Raw genomic sequence first — 17,325 nt, forward strand, 5'->3', positions numbered from 1 at the left:
ATCGGGTCGAATGATAATCGACACCCGACAGAACTGTCGCGTCCCACCCGCCGCAACCAGCGAAGGACTGCACTGTGGATCTCTACGAGTACCAGGCACGAGACCTTTTCGAATCCTACGGAGTGCCGGTTCTCGCCGGCATCGTCGCCGACACCCCTGAGGAGGTGAAGGCAGCGGCCGAGAAGCTCGGTGGAGTGGTGGTCGTCAAGGCACAGGTCAAGACCGGTGGCCGCGGCAAGGCCGGCGGCGTCAAGGTCGCCAAGAACCCCGAAGAGGCGTACGAGGCCGCGAAGGCGATCCTCGGGCTCGACATCAAGGGCCACATCGTCAAGCGCGTCATGGTGGCCGCAGGCGCCCGCATCGCCGAGGAGTTCTACTTCTCGGTGCTGCTCGACCGCGCCAACCGCTCCTACCTCTCGCTGTGCAGCGTCGAGGGCGGCATGGAGATCGAGCAGCTCGCGGTCGAGAAGCCCGAGGCGCTCGCCCGCATCGAGGTCAACCCGCTGACCGGCATCGACAAGGCGAAGGCGGTCGAGATCGCCAAGGCCGCGAACTTCCCCGAGGACCTCGTCGAGAAGGTCTCCGACGTCTTCGTGAAGCTCTACGAGGTCTACAAGGGCGAGGACGCCACGCTCGTCGAGGTGAACCCGCTGGTCCGCACCGAAGACGGCGAGATCATCGCCCTCGACGGCAAGGTCACCCTCGATGAGAACGCATCCGAGATCCGTCACCCCGGTCACGAGGCCCTCGCAGACAAGGACTCCGAGAACCCCCTCGAGGCCAAGGCGAAGGCATCCGGCCTGAACTACGTCAAGCTCGACGGCCAGGTCGGCATCATCGGCAACGGCGCTGGTCTGGTCATGTCGACACTCGACGTCGTCGCATACGCCGGTGAGAAGCACGGCGGCGTGAAGCCGGCCAACTTCCTCGACATCGGCGGCGGCGCATCAGCGACCGTCATGGCTGCTGGCCTCGACGTCATCCTCGGCGACGAGCAGGTCAAGAGCGTGTTCGTGAACGTCTTCGGCGGCATCACGTCGTGCGTGGCCGTCGCGGACGGCATCGTGAAGGCCCTCGAGATCCTCGGCGACGCGGCCACCAAGCCGCTCGTCGTGCGCCTCGACGGCAACCAGGTCGAGGAGGGTCGCGAGATCCTCGCCGCCGCCAACCACCCGCTCGTCACCCTCGCCGCAACCATGGACGAGGGCGCCGACAAGGCCGCCGAGCTGGCGAACGCCTGACGCGAAGGAATCAACGACATGTCGATCTTCATCAATAAGGACTCCAAGGTCATCGTGCAGGGCATCACCGGCGGTGAGGGCACCAAGCACACCGCACTGATGCTCAAGGCGGGCACCAACATCGTCGGCGGCGTGAACGCGCGCAAGGCCGGCACCACCGTCGCCCACACCGACAAGGACGGCAACGCCGTCGAGCTCCCCGTCTTCGGCTCGGTCGCCGAGGCCATGGAGAAGACCGGTGCCGACGTCTCGATCGCCTTCGTGCCCGGCGCCTTCACCAAGGACGCCATGGTCGAGGCCATCGACGCCGAGATCCCGCTGCTCGTCGTCATCACCGAGGGTGTTCCCGTCGGCGACAGCGCCGAGGCATGGGCGTACGCCACCGAGAAGGGCAACAAGACCCGCATCATCGGCCCGAACTGCCCCGGCATCATCACGCCCGGTGAGGCGCTCGTCGGCATCACGCCGGCGAACATCACCGGCAAGGGACCGATCGGCCTCGTGTCGAAGTCGGGAACCCTGACCTACCAGATGATGTTCGAGCTGCGCGACCTGGGCTTCTCGACCGCCATCGGCATCGGCGGCGACCCGGTCATCGGAACCACGCACATCGACGCGCTCGCCGCGTTCGAGGCCGACCCCGAGACCAAGGCCATCGTCATGATCGGCGAGATCGGCGGCGACGCCGAGGAGCGCGCGGCTGACTACATCAAGGCGAACGTCACCAAGCCGGTCGTCGGCTACGTGGCCGGCTTCACCGCTCCCGAGGGCAAGACCATGGGCCACGCCGGTGCCATCGTCTCAGGCTCGGCCGGCACGGCTCAGGCCAAGAAGGAGGCCCTCGAGGCCGCCGGAGTCAAGGTGGGCAAGACGCCCAGCGAGACCGCTGAGCTGATGCGCGCGATCGTCGAGGCTCTCTGATCTGAGCCGGCTCTGATCTGAGCTAGACTCGTACACGAAGGCCCCGGGCTCCACCCCGGGGCCTTCGTCATGCCCGCTCCGGGGGCGCGGACCGGGTCATTCTGAAGGACGACCGCATTTCTGAAGGATGCTGTGCGGCACAGAGTCCTTCAGAATTCCAGATGTCCTTCAGAGTTCGAGGCACCCGGCGGGGTGCTCTTCGACGTCCTCGAGCCGCTCGCGGAGTTCGCGGCCGCGCACGCCTGAGCCCAGCAGAAAGGACGATCGCGATTCTGAAGGAAGAACCCGGGTCGGGCATCCTTCACAATCGCGATCGTCCTTCAGAAGTGACGATCAGGGTCAGCTGAGCAGCATCTCCACGGGACCGCGGGCGAAGTAGATCAGGAAGCCGGCTGTGACGATCCACAGCAGCGGGCTGATCTCCTTCGCCTTGCCGGAGAACGCACGTGCGGCGACCCAGCCGATGAAGCCCGCGCCGATGCCGTTCGCGATCGAGTAGGTCATCGGCATGACCGACACCGTGAGGAAGACGCCGAACAGGGCGGAGAAATCGGTCAGGTCGATGAAGCGGATCTGGCTCATCATCAGCGCGCCGACGATCACGAGCGCAGCCGCCGCGACCTCGGTGGGCACGATCGACACGAGCGGCGTGAAGAACATGGCGATGAGGAAGAGGCCGCCCGTGATGATGTTCGCGAAGCCGGTGCGGGCTCCCTCGCCGATGCCGGCGCCGGACTCGATGAACACGGTGTTCGACGAGGCGGAGGTCGCGCCGCCCGCGACGGCACCGACGCCCTCGACGATCAGCGCCGACTTCAGGCGCGGGAAGTTGCCGCGCTCGTCGGCGAGATCCGCTTCCTTCGCCAGGCCGGTCATGGTGCCCATCGCGTCGAAGAAGTTCGTGAACACCAGCGTGAAGACGAGCATGAGCGCGGCCAGGGCGCCGATGCGCCCGAACGCTCCGAACAGGTCGAACTGGCCGACCAGCGAGAGATCGGGAAGGCTGACGAGCTGCGCGGGCAGGGCGGGAACCGACAGGCCCCAGCCGCCGGGGTTGTCATCGCCCTTGGCTCCGATGTGCCAGATGGCCTCGACGACGACCGCCAGCACGGTGCCGGTGACCAAGCCGATGAGGATGCCGCCCTTGATGCGGCGCGCGACGAGCACGCCTGTGACGAGCAGGGTCACGACGAAGATCAGCGTGGGCACGGTGGCGACCGAGCCGCCGACTCCGAGTGCGACGGGCGGCGAGGTGGCGGCCGTCACGAAACCGGCGTTGACGAAGCCGATGAACGCGATGAACAGGCCGATGCCGACCGTGATGGCGATCTTGAGCTGCATGGGCACGGCATCGAAGATCATGCGGCGCAGGCCGGTCGCGCTGAGCAGCACGATGATCAGGCCGTTGATGACCACGAGACCCATGGCCTCGGGCCAGGTGACCTCGCCGACCACCGAGAACGCCAGGAAGGCGTTGATGCCGAGACCGGCGGCGAAGCCGAAGGGCAGACGCGCGACGAGGCCGATCAGGATCGTCATGACCGCGGCGGTGAGCCCGGTGACGGCGCTCAGCTGAACGAAGTCGAGCTGCGAGCCGTCTATGTCGGTGCCGCTGGAGAGGATGATCGGGTTGAGGATGACGATGTACGCCATCGTCACGAAAGTGACCACACCTCCGCGGATCTCGGCGGCGAAGGTGGAACCTCGTCGGGTGATCTCGAAGAAGCGGTCGATTGCGCCGCGGGGTTCGGCGTCGGTGCGTGCAGGGGCATCAGTCATCGGGGGGACCTCCGCAGAGAATCTATCGGGTTCCGGCGAGCGCGCGTGCCCCGGGGGTCCGAAGGCGGTGCACGACGTAGGCTCGATCCGTCATGCAACGCCTCATCGTCGCGCTCCTCGCCTCCCTCGATGCCGCCATCGCGGCGGCCGTCGGGCTCGCCCTCGTGCTCGCGCCGTTCACCCTGCTCTGGGCTCTCGCCTTCGGGATCGACGCCGATTGGGGCGCACTCTGGCCCGTGACGGGCTCTCTGTGGCAGTTCGGGCACGGTGTGCCCCTCGAGGTCGTGCTTCCGGATGCCCTGATGTCGAGCCTCGGCATCTCGAAGGAAGCGGCGCGATTCGCCCTCTCGGTTCCGCCCCTCGCGCTGCTGATCTTCACGCTGCTGTTCGCGGCGCGCTCTGGTCGCCGCGCCGCCGTGGCGGGCCGCTGGGTGGCGGGCGCGGCCGGCGGCACGGTCGCGTTCTCGGTGCTGAGCGCCGGCGTCGCCGTGACGGGCTCGTCGGACGTGCTCCGGGCTCCGCTGGTCGCGGCGATCATCATCCCCGCGACGGTGTATGCCGCGGGCATCCTGGCCGGCGGGATCACCCACGCCTGGTCGGAAGGCGACGACGGTCCGATAGACCGCCTGCGAGACGTGGTCGACGGGTGGGGCGAGTGGTCCTCTGTGCCGGGTGAGGCCATCCGCGGTGCCGCCGTCGTCTTGGTCGCGCTGACGGGGGCGTCCGCTGCGGGCATCGCCGTGATGACGGTGCTTCGAGGCGGCGAGGTCGTCGCGCTGTACGAGGCCGCGCACGTCGACGTGCTGGGTGCCGTCATGCTCACCCTCGGTCACCTGGCGTACCTGCCGACGCTGATCGTCTGGGCCGCGAGCTGGCTGGCCGGCCCCGGGTTCGCGCTCGGGACGGGCACGTCTGTGTCGCCCGCCGGCACAGAGCTCGGCGTCATCCCCGGCATCCCGGTGCTCGGTCTGGTGCCGGCGCACGCGTCGATCTGGATGCTGGTCAGCGTGCTCGTTCCCATCGCCTGCGGCGCTGTCGCCGGGTGGATGGTGCGCTCGCGTCTGGTCTGGGAGCGCACGGCGGAGGGTCACGGCCCGCGGGCGGCGATCGCCGTGGGCATCGCCGCGCTGTCAGCAGGCGCCGCTGCGCTCGCCGCAGTGCTCGCATCGGGCTCGATCGGCCCCGGTCGGCTCGCCGAGGCGGGACCGGCGGTCGGCCCGTTCGCGCTCGCGGTGGGCATCGAGGTGCTCATCGGCGCCGGCATCCTGCTGCTCGCGCCGAGGCATCGCGACGAGCTCGCAGAAGAGCGCACCGACCGTTGGAACGAGGAGATGGCGGGGCTCACAGCCCCGATAGACTGACCTGGTGCTGACGCTCGCCGTTCTCATCTCCGGTACGGGCTCGAACCTCCGAGCCCTGCTCGAGGCCGCGAGCCACCCCGACTTCCCCGCGCGGGTCATCGCCGTCGGCGCCGACCGCGACGCGGCAGGCCTCGCGCACGCCGAGGAGTTCGGCATCCCGACCTTCACCGTGCCCTACACCGCCTACGCCAGTCGTGAGGAATGGGGGCACGAGCTCGCCGCGCAGCTGGATGCCTGGCAGCCCGACCTCATCGTGCTCAGTGGCCTCATGCGCCTGCTGCCGCCGGCCGTCGTCGAGCGCTACGCGCCGAACATCATCAACACCCACCCCGCGTACCTGCCCGAGTTCCCCGGCGCACACGGCGTGCGCGACGCGCTCGCCGCGGGGGTCACCGAGACCGGCGCGAGCGTCATCGTCGTCGACGACGGCATCGACAGCGGCCCGATCCTCGCGCAGGAACGCGTGCCGGTGCTGCCCGACGACACCGAGTCGACCCTGCACGACCGCATCAAACCCGTCGAACGACGACTGCTCATCGACGCAGTGCAGCGCATCGCCACAGGCGCGCTGCCCCTCTCCCGCTGACATACACCTCGCCCGAACGAAGGAGCACCCTCATGGCCGGCCCCCGCCTCGATCCCTCGCTGTACCGTGACCGCGATCTCGTGCCCGTCAAGCGCGCGCTGGTCTCGGTGAGCGACAAGTCCGGACTGCTCGAGCTCGCCGAGGCGCTGACGAACGCCGGCGTCGAGATCGTGTCGACGGGCTCGACGGCGCAGACGATTCGGGATGCCGGTCACGAGGTCACCGACGTCGCCGCAGTGACGGGCGTCGCCGAGATGCTCGACGGACGGGTGAAGACCCTGCACCCGAAGGTGCACGGCGGACTGCTGGCCGACCTTCGCCTCGAGGATCACGAGCGCCAGCTCTCCGACCTCGGCATCGAGCCGTTCGAGCTCGTCGTGGTCAACCTCTATCCGTTCGTCGAGACGGTGGCATCCGGTGCCGAGCCCGACGCCATCGTCGAGCAGATCGACATCGGTGGCCCCGCGATGGTGCGTGCCGCCGCGAAGAACCACGCCAATGTGGCGATCGTCGTCTCGCCCGAGTCGTACCCCGCCATCATCGAGGCGGTCGAAGAGGGCGGCACGACTCTGGTGCACCGCCGTGAGCTCGCCGCGCGCGCTTTCGCCCACACGGCGAACTACGACTCGGCCGTCGCGCAGTGGTTCTCGGAGGGCACGCTGCTCGAAGGCGGCGACCTGCCCGCCCACCTCACGGTGAAGGCGGAGCGCCTCGCGACCCTGCGCTACGGCGAGAACTCGCACCAGCGCGGCGCCATCTACACCCGCGCCGGCGGCCACGGCATCGCCCAGGCCACGCAGCTGCAGGGCAAGGAGATGTCGTACAACAACTATGTCGACGCCGACGCCGCGCTGCGCGCCGCCTACGACATGGTGCAGCCGGCTGTCGCCATCATCAAGCACGCCAACCCGTGCGGTATCGCGACCACCGCGCCCAGCGCACTCGATCCGATCGCCAGCGCGCACCTCCGCGCCCATGAGTGCGACCCGGTGTCGGCGTACGGCGGAGTGATCGCCGCCAACGGCACCGTCACGCTCAAGATGGCCGAGAACCTGAAGGACATCTTCACCGAGGTGATCGTCGCGCCGGCGTTCGAGCCCGCCGCGTTGGAGGTCTTCAAGGCGAAGAAGAACCTGCGCCTGCTGCAGCTGCCCGCCGACTGGCGTCAGGAGCGCATGGACGTGCGGCTGGTATCGGGCGGTCTTCTGCTGCAGGATGCCGACCGCTTCCCGGATGACATCGTCTCGGTCGCGAAGAACTGGGAGCTCGTCTCGGGCGAGCGTCCGAACGACGCCGAGATGGAGAATCTCATCTTCGCCTGGAAGGCCTGCCGAGCAGTCAAGTCGAACGCGATCGTGCTCGCGAAGGACAACGCGACCGTCGGCGTCGGCATGGGCCAGGTCAACCGCGTCGACTCGTGCCGCCTCGCGGTCGAGCGGGCGGGCGATCGAGCTGCCGGCTCGGTCGCGGCATCCGATGCGTTCTTCCCCTTCGCCGACGGTCCGCAGGTGCTTCTCGACGCGGGCATCAAGGCGATCGTGCAGCCCGGCGGATCGGTGCGCGACGACGAGGTGATCGACGCCGCTCGCAAGGCCGGCGTGACCATGTTCTTCACCGGGGAACGCCACTTCTTCCACTAAGCGGGAGCGCCAGCGACCGCGAAGGGGAAGAAGTGGCCGCATAAGCGGCGGAGCGAAGCGAGCCGCAGATCGATCGTCGAGCGAAGGCGGCGGAGCCGCAAGAGTCGAGACGTGGTGACCCGATCTCTGAACGGCGGAGCCGCAGGAGTCGAGACGTGGTGACCCGGCCTCGTACGCAGCCGGCGAAGCCGCTGCCTCCGGCCGTCACACGGTCGCGGACGACAGCAGGATGCTCGTCTCGCTGTCGCGGATGCCCTCGATGCCGCGGATGGTTCCCAGGGTCTCGTCGAACGATGCCAGGCTGTCGCAGCTGATGTCGGCGACGAGGTCCCACCGGCCGTTGGTGGTGTGCAGCGCGGCGATCTGCGGCACACCGCGCAGGCTGCGGATCACCTCCCGGGTGTTGCGACCTTCGACGGCGATCAGCATGATGGCGCGCACGACCGAGGCCGCTGCGGCGTCGCGTACGCGCACCGAGAAGCCGACGATCACGCCGCTCTCGACGAGCCGGCGCAGGCGGGTGTCGACCGTGGCGCGCGTGACTCCGAGCCGGCGGGCGAGGTTGACCACCGACTCCCTGCTGTTCGCACGAAGCAGCGACAGCAGTCGCCGGTCGAGGTCGTCGAGAGTGCTCATATACAGAACTTACAGTTTGACTGCACAGTGTGTGCACCCGATCGCGCAAATGATCATTCCTGCTGATTGAAAGTACCAGCGAGCGCTCATAGATTTGAGGTTCAAAGTGAAGGGATGGGCGATGGTCCGTTTTGTCGATGTTCCAAACATGCGCCGCTGGCTGATCGACACGGGGATCGAGCGTGCCATCGAAGGCATCGCCGACACGATCGCCGAGGACTTCCGGCGCTGGGAGCAGTTCGACAAGACCGCCCGCGTGGCCAGCCACTCCGACATCGGCGTGATCGAGCTGATGCCGACGAGCGATGGCGTCCAGTACGGCTTCAAGTACGTCAACGGGCACCCGGCCAACCCCTCCCGCGGTCTGCAGACCGTGACCGCCTTCGGCGTGCTCGCCGACGTCGAGAGCGGCTACCCGACGCTGTGGACCGAGATGACCATACTCACCGCCCTGCGTACCGCGGCCACCTCAGCGACGGTCGCGCGCCTGCTCGCTCCCGAGGGCGCGACGACCATGGCGATGATCGGCACCGGCAGTCAGGCCGAGTTCCAGGCGCTCGCGTTCCGCGCGCTGCTGGGTATCCGCAGCCTGCGGGTGTGGGACACCGACCCCGCGGCCCTCGACGTGTTCGAGGCGAACATGCGTCCGCTCGGCTTCGACATCGTCCGCGCCGAGAGCGCAGCCGAGGCCGTCAGCGGCGCGCAGATCATCACGACCTGCACCGCCGACAAGGCGAACGCCACCGTGCTGACCGACGACATGGTCGTGCGGGGCGTGCACATCAACGCGATCGGCGGCGACTGCCCCGGCAAGACCGAGCTCGACGCACGCATCCTGCATCGTGGCGAGATCTTCGTCGAGTACCCGCCGCAGACCCGTATCGAGGGCGAGATCCAGCAGCTGGATGCCGAGCACCCCGTCACCGAGCTGTGGCGCGTCATGCGCGGTGAGGCGTCGGGCCGCACGGCGGCCGATCAGATCACGATCTTCGACTCGGTCGGCTTCGCGATCGAGGACTTCTCCGCGCTGCGCTACCTCGCCGAGGCGATCGACGGAACCGACTACTTCACGGATGTCGACATCATCGCCGAGCCGGCAGACCCGAAGAACCTGTTCGCGCTCGTCGCCGAGGGTGCCGCCGCGCCCGCCCTGGCGTGAGGGCGGCGTCGGCGCAGGCGCCGAACGCCGTGGTGCTGATCCGTCCGCACCATTTCAGGCCGAACCCGCAGACGGCGGCCGACAACACCTTCCAGCGCGAGACCGACCACGACGTGTCGCGTGCGGCGTTCGAGGCATCCACCCGGGTGGCCGACGTGCTGCGCGGCGAGGGCGTGCGCGTGCACCTGTTCGAGGACGCCGGCGAATCGCATCCCGACAGCGTGTTCCCCAACAACTGGTTCTCGACCCATGCCGGCGGACGCGTCGCCATCTATCCGATGTACGCGCCGAACCGCAGGGGCGAGCGGCGGGCGGACATCGTCGAGATGCTCAAGCGGGAGTATCGCGTGCAGGAGGTCATCGACTACTCGGGCCTCGAGCTCGACGGTCTCTTCCTCGAGGGCACGGGCGCTATGGTGCTCGATCACGTGTCGCGCATCGCCTATGCGGTGCGCTCGCATCGCTGCGACCCGGTGCTCGTCGAGCGGTTCTGCACGGTGTTCGGCTACGAGCCGGTGGTCTTCGACGCCGCTGATGCCGACGGCGTGCCGGTCTATCACACCAACGTCATGATGTGCATCGGCACCGACATCGCCCTGGTCGGTCTCGACGCGATCGTCGGCGATGCGCGCAGGGCCGAGATCGCGCGGCGCATCCGTGACACCGGTCGCGTGCTCGTGGACCTGAGCGCGGAGCAGGTCGCATCGTTCGCCGGCAACGCGATCGAGCTTCGGGATGCCGATGGCGAGCGCATCCTCGTGCTCTCCGAGACAGCCCATCGCAGCCTCTCGGGTGAGCAGCTGGCGACTCTGTCGGCGTCGTGCCGCGTGCTGCCGATCGACGTCTCGCCGATCGAGCTGGCCGGCGGCTCCGTCCGCTGCATGATCGCGGGCATCCACCTCGACCCGCGCTGAGCCGCGTGGTCGACAGCGGGCTCAGCTCTGGGGGAGCTGCTCCGAGCGCTCGATGATGTTCAGCGCTGCATCCCTCGCCGCCTGGCCGTCACCCGCGCGGATCGCCTGGAAGAGCGCCTCGTGCTGGTCGTCCGGCGACTCGGCCAGAGCCATCGAGCCCATGCGTCGCTGGGTGATCGAGTTGCGCAGAGACGTGACGAAGCTCGCGTAGATACCGCCGAGCAGAGCGTTTCCCGACGCCTTCACGACGTAGAGGTGGAACGCCACGTCGTGCTCGACGAATGCATCGCCGTCGCCGCGGTCCGCTGCATCCTGCCGGGCGGACAGTGACGCCTCCATGAGCGCGAGGATCTCGCTGTCGCCGTTCTCGGCGGCCTGGACGGCGGCCAGCGCATCGAGAGCGCGCCGCACGGCGAAGACCTCGCCGGGATCTGCATCGTGCAGGGCGCGACGAAGGGCGACCTCGGTGGGATCGCTCGCCATGACGTAGGTGCCGTCGCCCTGACGGGTCTCGAGCAGACCGAGTTGCGCGAGGGCCCGCACGCCCTCGCGCACGGACGGCCGGCTGACGCCGAGAGCGGCGACGAGCTCGGCCTCGGTGGGGATGCGGGAGCCGACGGGCCACGCGCCCGAGGCGATCTCGGACTGGAGGCGATCGACGACGGTGTCGACCAGGGAGCGGCGCTGAATGGGTTGCACCACGTCATTGTCTCGTAACAGGGGTGACAGCGGAACAGAATTCATCATACAATCTGACAACCGCCGATCGGCGGTCGAGGCGATGAAGCCGAAGGAGCGCTCAGCACGTGGCAGCAGCACTGATCGAACCGATGCCCCTTGCGGCTGCCGGGCTCGTCGACGCGCACATCCACCCCGACAAGACCAGCTGGGGCGACCGGTGGATGACGCGTCGTCCTGCGCACACCCTCGACCAGCTCATCGAGAACAATCTCCTCGCGCTGCCCGAGTACGGCCGCAGCGTCGAGGAACGAGCGCATGCCCTGCTGAGCCACGCGCTGCGCAGCGGCACGCTGGCGATGCGCGCGCATGTCGATGTCGGCTCCGAGATCGGGCTCGCGCACGTCGAGGGCGTGAGAGCCGCAGCAGAGCGGATCGGTCCCGACCTGACGGTGCAGATCGTCTGCTTCCCGCAGTTCGGCCTTCTGACGAACCCGGGCACTCTCGACCTCATGGCCGCATCGCTCGACGCCGGGGCCGACATCGTCGGCGGCATCGACCCGCTCGGCCGCGACGGCGACGTCGCCGGTCACCTCGATGCCGTCTTCGGGCTCTCGGCGCGCAGCGGACGCGACCTCGACATCCATCTGCACGACGGGGGAGAGGAGGGTCTTGCGCAGATCCGCGAGATCGCCGCGCGCACCCGCGCCGCCGGCATGCAGGGACGGGTCACCGTGAGCCACGCCTTCGCCCTCTGCGACGCCGCTCTGCCCTCGCTGCGCGCCACCCTCGACGCCGTCGCCGAGGTGGGGCTCTGGATCACCACCTGCGCACTCGGACCCGACCCGGTGCCCGATCTCGACCTGTTCGAGACGCACGGCGTGCAGCTCGCCGCCGGCTCCGACGGCGTCCGCGACAGCTGGTCGCCGTTCGGCACGGGCAGCATGGTCGACCGGGCGCACCTGCTCGGCTACCGCACCGGAGCGGTCACCGACGCCGACCTCGAGCGCTGCTACCGCATCGCCTCGCGCGAAGGCGGCCGCATGCTCGGCATCCCCGACCTGAACACCGAGGTGGACGCCACGAGCGCCACACGCCTCGAGTTCGACACACCATCGATCGCGCAGCTCGTCGTCGATCGGCCCGCCCCTGCGCGCGTCATCCGTCACGGACGCGTGCTCTGACGATCCCCCACCACACCCTGATCACCCCCCACCCGAAAACACAGGAGTTCTCGTGGTTCTACGCAAGACAGCACTCAGCTCGGCGGCCGTTCTCGCCCTGGCGTCCTTGACGCTGGCCGGCTGCTCGGCCCCATCCGGCACGTCCGATCAGAAGGGGCCGGCCTCGCTCGAGCTCGATCTCGACAACCTCGCCACGACGACACCGGCCGGCACCAAGCCGATCGACGAGGTCAAATGGAACCTGCCGTACGAGCCGTCGTCGATTGACCCCATCTTCACCTGGAACTACGCTGAGAACACGGCGACCGCGAACCTCTGCGAGAGCCTGCTGCGCATGAAGCCGGACCTGTCGCTCGAACCCGGCCTCGCGTCGACGGTCGACCAGCCCGACGACAAGACGTACGTGTACACGATCCGCGAGGGCGTCACGTTCTGGAACGGCAACCCGCTCACAGCCGAGGACGTCGCGTTCTCGCTTCAGCGCCAGATCGGCGAGGACTCGAAGTCGTACTGGGGCGACTACTTCAGCAACGTCGTCTCGGCGGAGGTCACCGGCGACATGCAGGTCACGGTCACGCTGTCGGAGCCCGACGTGCTCTTCGCCCAGGCGATGGGATCGGCTGCGGGCGCGATCGTCGAGAAGGCCGCCGCAGAAGCCGGCGGCGACGCCTTCGGAACGCCGAAGGGCGACCTGCAGTGCACTGGTCCGTACAAGGTCGCGAGCTGGGACTCGGGCAAGCGCCTCGTGATCGAGCGCAACGACGCCTACTGGAACACCGAGGTCAAGCCGCTCGCGAAGCAGATCTCGTTCAGCTTCATCGCCGACGAGTCGACCGCGATCAACGCGCTCAGCACGGGCGACGTCGACGGGCAGTTCTTCTATCTGCCGCCCGCGGGACTGTCGCAGCTGCAGAAGAGCAAGAACGTCACGACCACCTTCGGCGAGTCGTTCGTGTTCTGGACGCTCGCGCCGATCGGCAAGGACGGCGGTCTCGGCGACGAGAAGATCCGTCAGGCGCTGTCGCTGGCGATCGACCGGGAGCAGCTGTCAAAGGTCGTCTTCCAGGGCGCAGCCATCCCGGCGGCCACGATCGCCGGCCCCGCGACCTGGGGCTACGAGGAGGATGCCTTTGCCGAGGCGTTCAAGGAGTTCGACGTGACCGCCGACATCGAGGCCGCGAAGAAGCTCGTCGCCGAGGCCGGCGCACCGTCCGAGCCCATCGTGCTCGCCGTGCAGGGCAGCTCCGCCGTGCACGAGCAGACCGCCAGCGTCATCCAGGCCGCCGGTCAGGCGATCGGACTCAACGTGCAGACGAAGGTGATCCCCGTCGAGCAGTTCGGCAACCTCTACTTCGACCCGGCCGCGCGTGAGGGCCTAGACGGGTTCTTCACCACGAACTACGCCGACTTCGCCGATCCTCTCGGTGTCTACAGCTTCTTCGAGTCGGCGAACTCGCACGACTACATCGGCTGGGACGGTGCCGACGCCGAGATCGCCGAGGCGCTGAAGACCACCGACGATGCGAAGCGCGCCGAGCTGGTGATCGGCATCCAGAAGAAGGTCACCGAGGCGCTGCCGTGGATCCCGCTCGCCTACGAGCCCACCACGATGATCCAGAGCACGCGGATCTCGGGCGCCGTGCCCTCGTTCGCGTACCTGTACGCGCCGTGGGCCGTCTCGATCGGCGGGACCGAGTAAGACCTATGTCCTTCGCGTCCTTCCTCCTGAGGCGCTCTGGGGGGCTGCTGCTGGTGCTGCTGGTGACCTCGTTCCTCGTGTTCGGGTTGCTGTATCTCGCACCGGGCAGCCCCCTTGCCTTCATCCTCGGTCCGCGCGGCGGAACGCCTGAGCAGATCGCCGCGGTGACCGAGCAGTACCACCTGAACGATCCGTTCATCGTGCGCTACATCGCCTGGCTCGGCGACCTCGTGCAGGGCGACCTCGGTCGCTCGCTCGTGTACCGCCAGCCCGTCGGCGACCTGCTGCTCGCCCGTGCGGGCACGACCGCCGCACTGGTCTCGCTCGCTGCGGTGATCATCGCGGTCGTCGGCATCATCGCCGGCACCTGGGCCGCGCTGCGCCGGGGATGGGTCGACCAGGTCGTCTCCACCCTCGCCGCGATCGGCCTGTCGACGCCGGTCTTCGTGGTGGGCGTCGCGCTGATCAGCCTCTTCGCCGTCGGTCTCGGCTGGTTCCCCACCTTCGGTGTGGGCACGGGCGGGCTCGACAGCCTGTGGCACCTGTTCCTGCCTGCCATGGCGCTCAGCGTCGCGAGCGCGGCCTACCTCGCTCGCATCACGAAGACCGCGGTCAACGAGGAGCGCACGCGCGAGCACGTGCAGACCGCGACGGTGCGAGGTCTCGCTCCGGGGCTGATCGTGCGGCGGCACGTGCTGCGCAACGCGCTCATCCCGATCACCACCGTGCTCGGCCTGACGATCGCGACCCTCATCGCGGGCGCTGTGGTCGTCGAGAACGTGTTCGCTCTCGACGGGCTCGGCTCGCTGCTGGTCAAGGCGATCCTGCAGCGCGACTTCGCGGTCGTGCAGGCCGTCGTCCTCGTGCTGGTCGTCGCCTTCGTGGTGGTCAACGCGATCGTCGACGTGCTCTACACCTTCATCGATCCGCGCATCTCGCTCGGGAGCAAGCAATGAGCCTGAAGACGACGACCCTCGCCGTCGCGAAGGACGAGGCCATCCGCGACCGCGAGACCGTCGTGCGCCGCATCCTCGACCGCCTCGGCGTCATCGGCGTGATCGCGGCCGTGGTGCTGACCGTGATCGTGATCGCCGCGACGTTCGCCACCTGGCTGGCGCCGGCCGACCCGAATGCGCCCGACCTCTTCGCCGCCCTGAGCGGGCCGACCTCGGCCCACCTGCTCGGCGCCGATGCGCTCGGCCGCGACATCCTCTCCCGCCTGATGCACGGCGCGCAGGTGACCCTCGCCGGACCCGGTCTGGTGATCGTGCTGTCGACGATCGTCGGCACCGCGCTCGCACTGGTCGCGGCGTGGTGCGGCGGCCGCGTCGATGCGGTGATCGTGTGGGTGCTCGACATCCTGTTCGCGGTTCCTGGAATCGTGTTCGCCCTCATCGCCGTCGCGATCTGGGGGCCGAGCCTCTTCACCGTCGTCTGCGGTCTCGCGGTCGCGTACATCCCGTACGTGGCGCGGGTGGTGCGCGGTGCCGCCCTGCGCGAGCGCAACCTGCCCTACGTGTCGGCGGCATGGCTGCAGGGGCACTCCGGCTTCGGCATCACGACCACGCAGATCCTGCGCAACGTGCAGCCCATCGTCATCGCGCAGGCGGTGTCGTCGCTGGGCTTCGCGGTGATCGACCTCGCGGCCGTGTCGTTCCTCGGCCTCGGCGTGCAGCCGCCCACCGCTGACCTCGGACTCATGGTCAAGAGCGGCTTCGACTCGACGCTGCGCGGGCACCCGGGCGAGGCGATCGCGGCCGGAACCCTGATCGTCCTCATCGTGTGGTGCGTCACCGTGCTCGGCGACCGCCTCACCTCGACCGCGAGGAGCATGTCATGACAACGCCCCTTCTGCGCGTCGACGACGTGCACGCCACCGTGCACCTGCGTCGAAGCAGCCAGAGCCTGCTCAACGGGGTCTCGTTCGAGATCGGCGAGGGCGAGGCGCTCGGGCTGGTGGGCGAGTCCGGCTCGGGCAAGTCGCTCACCACCCGCGCGATCACCCGCATGCTGGACCCGAACTTCACGGTCAGCGGTTCGATCGAGTTCGACGGCACCTCTGTGCTCGGCATGTCGCCTTCGGCCCTGCGTCGCTATCGGCAGACCGACGTCGGGATGATCTTCCAGGACCCGCGTGCGCACGTGAACCCCGTGCACACGGTCGGCGACTTCCTGACCGAGGTGCTGGTACGCGACCGCGGCATGGACCAGAGGGAGGCCGACCGGCGTGCCGTCGCGCTTCTCGACGAGGTCGGCGTGCGCAATCCCGAGTCACGGCTGCGCCAGTACCCGCACGAGCTGTCGGGCGGACTGCTGCAGCGTGTGATGATCGCCAGCGTGCTGCTCGCCGAGCCGCGCCTGATCCTCGCCGACGAGCCCACCACGGCGCTCGACGTCACCGCCCAGTCCGATGTGATGGCGATCATCGAAGAGCAGCGGAAGGCTCGAGGGCTCTCGCTGCTGTTCATCACGCACGACCTCGAGCTCGCCGCCGCATGCTGCGACCGGATCGCCGTGATGTACGCCGGCGAGATCGTCGAGCAGGGAGCTCACGTGTACGAGGCACCAAGGCATCCGTACACGATCGAGCTGCTCGGCGCGAGGCCGAGCATCGAGGAGCGGGTGGACCGTCTGCCCGTCCTCACCTACAACCGAGAGATCCACGAGCAGCTGAAGGCGGGCGCATGAGCGCAGCAGGTGACGCGATCATCGTCGCGCGCAATCTCAAGAAGGTGTTCCCGGCGCCTCGTGGCAGCCGCGGCGAGCCGATCGTCGCCGTCGACGACGTGTCGTTCGAGCTGTTCGAGGACGAGTGCCTGGCCATCGTCGGCGAATCCGGGTCGGGCAAGACGACCGTGGCCCGGATGCTGGTGGGCCTGGAGTCCGTGACGGGCGGCGAGCTCATGGTTCGCGGCGAGTCGCGCGCAGGGGGAGTGCGTCGCCTGGCGGACAGGCGACGCTGGGCGCGTGAGGTGCAGTACGTGTTCCAGGACCCGTACTCGTCGCTGAACGGCCGGCAGCGCATCATCGACATCATCGCGTCGTCGGTGTCGCTGCACGGTCAGGGCAGCGCCACGCCCGCCTCCGTGCGTGCCGGCGCGCAGGGCATCCTCGACAGCGTCGGTCTGGGCGAGCGCTTCTGGCAGAAGTTCCCTCACCAGCTCTCGGGCGGACAGCGTCAGCGCGTCGCGATCGCCCGTGCGCTCGCCGCCGACCCTGGCGTGATCGTGCTCGATGAGGCGGTCGCGGCGCTCGACGTGTCGATCCAGGCGCAGATCCTCAACCTGCTCAGCGACATCAAGGCGCAGCGTCAGGTGAGCTACCTGTTCATCTCGCACGATCTCGCCGTCGTGAACCAGATCTCCGACCGCATGATCGTGATGGAGCAGGGGAGGGTCGTCGACGCCGGCGTGACATCCGAGATCCTCGCCGATCCGGTGCAGCCGTACACGCGAGCGCTGCGTGCCGCAGTCCCGCGTGCAGGCTGGAAGCCGGTCAGACGCGAGCGCCTCGCGGTCTGAGGAGGC

At 68.5% G+C, this 17,325-nt stretch carries 16 protein-coding genes; 13 read left to right on the plus strand and 3 right to left on the minus strand.

What is annotated here, in order from left to right:
- Positions 1 to 74 precede the first annotated feature (74 nt).
- Positions 75 to 1,241: an ADP-forming succinate--CoA ligase subunit beta gene (sucC, locus tag JOE67_RS12340; protein WP_204975843.1), complete on the plus strand. Its 1,167-nt coding sequence runs from the start codon at positions 75 to 77 to the stop codon at positions 1,239 to 1,241.
- Between the two features lie 18 nt (positions 1,242 to 1,259).
- Positions 1,260 to 2,162, plus strand: coding sequence for a succinate--CoA ligase subunit alpha (gene sucD / locus JOE67_RS12345; protein WP_204975844.1), 903 nt, complete (start codon positions 1,260 to 1,262; stop codon positions 2,160 to 2,162).
- A 339-nt stretch (positions 2,163 to 2,501) separates the two neighbouring features.
- On the opposite strand, the gene JOE67_RS12350 is transcribed toward sucD, so the two are convergent.
- Entirely contained in the window at positions 2,502 to 3,941 is a 1,440-nt protein-coding gene (locus tag JOE67_RS12350; RefSeq protein WP_204975845.1) for an NCS2 family permease, read from the minus strand.
- Positions 3,942 to 4,033: 92 nt separating this feature from the next.
- Between JOE67_RS12350 and JOE67_RS12355 the strand changes: the two genes are divergently transcribed.
- From JOE67_RS12355 to purH, 3 genes are read left to right on the plus strand one after another with little or no spacing between them, the layout of a single operon-like run.
- Positions 4,034 to 5,302 (plus strand): cell division protein PerM, encoded by a 1,269-nt coding sequence (locus tag JOE67_RS12355; RefSeq protein WP_204975846.1) that lies wholly within the window; start codon positions 4,034 to 4,036, stop codon positions 5,300 to 5,302.
- 4 nt (positions 5,303 to 5,306) lie between these two features.
- On the plus strand, positions 5,307 to 5,888 hold the full coding sequence (gene purN, locus JOE67_RS12360; RefSeq protein ID WP_204975847.1) for a phosphoribosylglycinamide formyltransferase: 582 nt from the start codon (positions 5,307 to 5,309) through the stop codon (positions 5,886 to 5,888).
- A gap of 32 nt (positions 5,889 to 5,920) precedes the next feature.
- A complete protein-coding gene (gene purH / locus JOE67_RS12365) occupies positions 5,921 to 7,528 on the plus strand; it encodes a bifunctional phosphoribosylaminoimidazolecarboxamide formyltransferase/IMP cyclohydrolase (RefSeq protein WP_204975848.1) in 1,608 nt (535 codons plus the stop codon).
- A 204-nt stretch (positions 7,529 to 7,732) separates the two neighbouring features.
- Here purH and JOE67_RS12370 read toward each other — a convergent pair whose 3' ends face one another.
- On the minus strand, positions 7,733 to 8,164 hold the full coding sequence (locus JOE67_RS12370; RefSeq protein ID WP_204975849.1) for an Lrp/AsnC family transcriptional regulator: 432 nt from the start codon (positions 8,162 to 8,164) through the stop codon (positions 7,733 to 7,735).
- A 121-nt stretch (positions 8,165 to 8,285) separates the two neighbouring features.
- Here JOE67_RS12370 and JOE67_RS12375 point away from each other — a divergent pair, with 121 nt between their 5' ends.
- Both JOE67_RS12375 and ctlX read left to right on the plus strand, forming a co-directional pair.
- Positions 8,286 to 9,323 carry an ornithine cyclodeaminase gene (locus tag JOE67_RS12375; protein WP_204975850.1) on the plus strand — a complete coding sequence of 346 codons (1,038 nt, stop codon included), beginning with the start codon at positions 8,286 to 8,288 and terminating at the stop codon, positions 9,321 to 9,323.
- 29 nt (positions 9,324 to 9,352) lie between these two features.
- Complete coding sequence (gene ctlX / locus JOE67_RS12380; RefSeq protein ID WP_338041598.1) at positions 9,353 to 10,237, plus strand: citrulline utilization hydrolase CtlX; 885 nt, start codon at positions 9,353 to 9,355, stop codon at positions 10,235 to 10,237.
- A 21-nt stretch (positions 10,238 to 10,258) separates the two neighbouring features.
- Here ctlX and JOE67_RS12385 read toward each other — a convergent pair whose 3' ends face one another.
- Complete coding sequence (locus JOE67_RS12385) at positions 10,259 to 10,936, minus strand: FCD domain-containing protein (protein ID WP_204975852.1); 678 nt, start codon at positions 10,934 to 10,936, stop codon at positions 10,259 to 10,261.
- Positions 10,937 to 11,043: 107 nt separating this feature from the next.
- Between JOE67_RS12385 and JOE67_RS12390 the strand changes: the two genes are divergently transcribed.
- Genes JOE67_RS12390 through JOE67_RS12415 form a run of 6 tightly spaced genes read left to right on the plus strand, consistent with a single transcriptional unit; the run spans position 11,044 to position 17,319 of the window.
- Positions 11,044 to 12,099, plus strand: coding sequence for an amidohydrolase family protein (locus JOE67_RS12390; protein WP_338041599.1), 1,056 nt, complete (start codon positions 11,044 to 11,046; stop codon positions 12,097 to 12,099).
- 52 nt (positions 12,100 to 12,151) lie between these two features.
- Complete coding sequence (locus JOE67_RS12395) at positions 12,152 to 13,798, plus strand: ABC transporter substrate-binding protein (RefSeq protein WP_204975853.1); 1,647 nt, start codon at positions 12,152 to 12,154, stop codon at positions 13,796 to 13,798.
- A 5-nt stretch (positions 13,799 to 13,803) separates the two neighbouring features.
- Complete coding sequence (locus JOE67_RS12400; RefSeq protein ID WP_204975854.1) at positions 13,804 to 14,754, plus strand: ABC transporter permease; 951 nt, start codon at positions 13,804 to 13,806, stop codon at positions 14,752 to 14,754.
- Entirely contained in the window at positions 14,751 to 15,638 is an 888-nt protein-coding gene (locus JOE67_RS12405) for an ABC transporter permease (protein WP_204975855.1), read from the plus strand. The genes JOE67_RS12400 and JOE67_RS12405 overlap by 4 nt, the downstream gene beginning before the upstream one ends.
- A complete protein-coding gene (locus tag JOE67_RS12410) occupies positions 15,635 to 16,486 on the plus strand; it encodes an ABC transporter ATP-binding protein (RefSeq protein WP_204975856.1) in 852 nt (283 codons plus the stop codon). The genes JOE67_RS12405 and JOE67_RS12410 overlap by 4 nt, the downstream gene beginning before the upstream one ends.
- Positions 16,483 to 17,319: an ATP-binding cassette domain-containing protein gene (locus tag JOE67_RS12415; protein WP_204975857.1), complete on the plus strand. Its 837-nt coding sequence runs from the start codon at positions 16,483 to 16,485 to the stop codon at positions 17,317 to 17,319. The genes JOE67_RS12410 and JOE67_RS12415 overlap by 4 nt, the downstream gene beginning before the upstream one ends.
- Positions 17,320 to 17,325: the final 6 nt, after the last annotated feature.

It is taken from the genome of Microbacterium esteraromaticum, from assembly GCF_016907315.1.
GTDB lineage: Bacteria > Actinomycetota > Actinomycetes > Actinomycetales > Microbacteriaceae > Microbacterium > Microbacterium esteraromaticum.

Bases quoted from the DNA above. Each gene is read 5' to 3' on its own strand.
- sucD (WP_204975844.1), top strand. From the start codon at position 1,260: ATGTCGATCTTCATCAATAAGGACTCCAAGGTCATCGTGCAGGGCATC.
- JOE67_RS12350 (WP_204975845.1), bottom strand. From the start codon at position 3,941: ATGACTGATGCCCCTGCACGCACCGACGCCGAACCCCGCGGCGCAATC.
- JOE67_RS12355 (WP_204975846.1), top strand. From the start codon at position 4,034: ATGCAACGCCTCATCGTCGCGCTCCTCGCCTCCCTCGATGCCGCCATC.
- purH (WP_204975848.1), top strand. From the start codon at position 5,921: ATGGCCGGCCCCCGCCTCGATCCCTCGCTGTACCGTGACCGCGATCTC.
- JOE67_RS12370 (WP_204975849.1), bottom strand. From the start codon at position 8,164: ATGAGCACTCTCGACGACCTCGACCGGCGACTGCTGTCGCTGCTTCGT.
- JOE67_RS12375 (WP_204975850.1), top strand. From the start codon at position 8,286: ATGGTCCGTTTTGTCGATGTTCCAAACATGCGCCGCTGGCTGATCGAC.
- JOE67_RS12400 (WP_204975854.1), top strand. From the start codon at position 13,804: ATGTCCTTCGCGTCCTTCCTCCTGAGGCGCTCTGGGGGGCTGCTGCTG.
- JOE67_RS12405 (WP_204975855.1), top strand. From the start codon at position 14,751: ATGAGCCTGAAGACGACGACCCTCGCCGTCGCGAAGGACGAGGCCATC.
- JOE67_RS12410 (WP_204975856.1), top strand. From the start codon at position 15,635: ATGACAACGCCCCTTCTGCGCGTCGACGACGTGCACGCCACCGTGCAC.
- JOE67_RS12415 (WP_204975857.1), top strand. From the start codon at position 16,483: ATGAGCGCAGCAGGTGACGCGATCATCGTCGCGCGCAATCTCAAGAAG.